General features: G+C 72.7%; 2 protein-coding genes and 1 pseudogene. All 3 read right to left on the bottom strand.

From position 1 onward, the window contains the following. Positions 1–260, bottom strand: a pseudogene (locus CCN35_RS28940) (hypothetical protein); the annotation flags it as partial. 117 nt (positions 261–377) lie between these two features. After that, complete coding sequence (locus tag CCN35_RS17345) at positions 378–1,418, bottom strand: LacI family DNA-binding transcriptional regulator (RefSeq protein WP_067397166.1); 1,041 nt, start codon at positions 1,416–1,418, stop codon at positions 378–380. Positions 1,419–1,641: 223 nt separating this feature from the next. Further along, complete coding sequence (locus CCN35_RS17340) at positions 1,642–2,421, bottom strand: response regulator transcription factor (protein WP_067397165.1); 780 nt, start codon at positions 2,419–2,421, stop codon at positions 1,642–1,644. Positions 2,422–2,535 lie beyond the last annotated feature (114 nt).

The following is a 2,535-nucleotide window of genomic DNA, read 5'->3' as shown; positions in this document are numbered from 1 at the left end:
CTGTGGGGGGTGGGGGAGGAGGAGAGGAGGCCGGGAGCTGCCGTCCCGGGACCGCGGGCTCCTCGGAGCCCGGCCGGAGCGAGAGCCCGGGCGCCGCCGGTGCGGCGGCCCGCGGCCGCGCCGGGCGCGGGGGCGTGCGGGGACGTCCCGGACGCCGGAGCCGTCGGGGCCTTGGGGGCCGGTCGCCCGAGGGGCGCCGGGGTCCGGCCGTCACGCCGGGAGTCCTCGAACGCGCCGTCGCGGCGGATGTTCTCGCTCATGGTGAAGAGAGTGACCCGTGATCATGAAAGACACCTGAGTCCCGGCTGAGAAGCCCGACAGAAGCTCGGGCGCCCCTCATGAGGAAACGCTGAGCGAAGCGCCGCGCGACGGCGCGACTACGCCGCGTCCTGCGGGTTCTCGCAGCCGCAGGACCGGCGTACCACCAGCCGCGTCGGGAACACCTTCAGCCGGTCCCGCCGTGAACCGGAGACCCGCAGCGCGTCGTCCAGCACCAGGTCCACGGCCGTCCGGGCCATCGCCGACCGGTCCGAGGCGACCGTCGTCAGCGGCGGGTCCGCCAGCGCCGCCTCCTTGATGTCGTCGAACCCGGCCACCGCCAGCTCGCCCGGCACGTCGATGCGCAGTTCGCGCGCGGCCCGCAGCAGGCCGATCGCCTGGTCGTCGGTGGAGCAGAAGATCGCCGGGGGGCGGTTCGGGCCCGAGAGGATCTCCAGGGCGATCCGGTAGGCGTCGTAGCGGTTGTACGGCGCTTCGAACAGGCGCCCCTCGGTGGAGAGACCGGCCTCGGCCATCGCGCGCCGCCAGCCCTCGACGTGGTCGGAGACCGGGTCGCCCACGGGCGGGGTGTCGGCCGTGCCGCCCATGCAGGCGACGTACTCGTAGCCGTGCTCCAGCAGGTGGCGTACGGCGAGCTGGGCACCGCCGAGGTCGTCGGTGACCACGGCCGCGTCGTCGATGGACTCGGGCCGCTCGTGCAGCAGCACCACCCGGGCGTCCCAGGCCTCGATCTCGGCGGCGGCCAGGTCGTTCAGCGCGTGACTGACGAGGATCAGGCCGGAGACCCGCATGCCGAGGAACGCGCGCAGATAGTGGACCTCGCGCTCGGCCACGTAGTCGGAGTTGCCGACGAGCACCATCTTTCCGCGCTCGGCCGCGGCCCACTCCACCGCGTGCGCCATCTCGCCGAAGAAGGGCTGGCGGGCGTCCGGGATGATCAGACCTATGAGGTCCGTGCGCCGTGAGGCCATCGCCTGGGCGACCCGGTCGGGCCGGTACCCCAGCTCCTTGATCGCGGCGAGGACGCGTTCACGCGTGGCCGGGGCCACCGGCCGGGGTCCGTTGTTGATGACATAGCTGACCACCGCGGTGGACGTCCCCGCCAGCCGCGCCACGTCGTCACGAGTCACCTTGGCCACGCGCGGAGTCTACGCGGATGGACCTGTTCCGGGCAGGGCGTATCGAGGCGTGGACGTGCGGACGCGACGCCCTGCCGGAGCGCTCTCCGTGCCTTTCCTCCGTCTTTTCCGGGGCTTTCCGGGTCTTTCCCGGCTTTTCCCGTGTGCCTTCCCCGTGCGTTTCCCTGTGACTTGTGCCCTGTGACTTGTGCCCTGTGCGTTCCCCGCGCCGTGCGCGGGCCCGTCAGGCCTGTGCGCGGGCCCGTTCGGACGCCGGGTCGTCCGCGGCGTCGGGACTGTCCGGCTTCGGCCGGGCCGCCTCGGCCTGGGCCTCGTCCGCGGCACGCTCGACCTTCTCGGGGACGACGAACCGGTAGCCGACGTTCCGGACGGTTCCGATCAGCGACTCGTGCTCGGGGCCGAGCTTGGCCCGCAGCCTCCGGACGTGCACGTCGACCGTCCGGGTGCCGCCGAAGTAGTCGTAGCCCCAGACCTCCTGCAGCAGCTGGGCGCGGGTGAAGACCCGGCCCGGGTGCTGGGCGAGATACTTCAGGAGCTCGAACTCCTTGAAGGTCAGGTTCAGCACCTTGCCCTTGATCTTGGCGCTGTAGGTCGCCTCGTCCACGGACAGGTCGCCGGTGCGGATCTCCAGGGGGGAGTCGTCGCCCGCCAGCTGCTGGCGGCCCAGGGCCAGCCGGATCCGGGCCTCCACCTCGGCGGGGCCCGCGGTGTCCAGCAGGACGTCGTCGATGCCCCAGTCGGCGGTGACGGCCGCGAGACCGCCCTCGGTGACCACGAGGATCAGCGGACAGCTCAGGCCCGTGGAGCGCAGCATCCGGCACAGACTGCGCACCTGCGGCAGGTCGCGCCGTCCGTCGACCAGGATGACGTCGGCCTTCGGGGTGTCCATGAGTGCGGGGCCCTCCGCCGGGGCCACCCGTACGTTGTGCAGCAGCAGGCCCAGTGCGGGGAGCACCTCCGCCGACGGCTGGAGGGCGTTGGTCAGGAGCAGCAGGGAACTCATCGCATCCCTCCCTCGGGACCCCGGTTCCGCTCGGACGGGAGAGCGGACGCCAGGAGATCGGACGACAGGGGGTCGGACGGCAGCGGACCGGATGGCAGGGGGGCGGGGGACAGA

Origin of the sequence: Streptomyces thermovulgaris, assembly GCF_002155915.1 — a bacterium.
Taxonomy (GTDB): Bacteria; Actinomycetota; Actinomycetes; order Streptomycetales; family Streptomycetaceae; genus Streptomyces; species Streptomyces thermovulgaris.
Note: the sequence above shows the minus strand (reverse complement) of the source record. Positions and strands in the feature narration are given on the sequence as shown.

What these genes read in the sequence shown, in the direction of transcription:
- CCN35_RS17340 (WP_067397165.1), bottom strand. Translation starts at nt 2,421, where the DNA reads ATGAGTTCCCTGCTGCTCCTGACCAACGCCCTCCAGCCGTCGGCGGAG.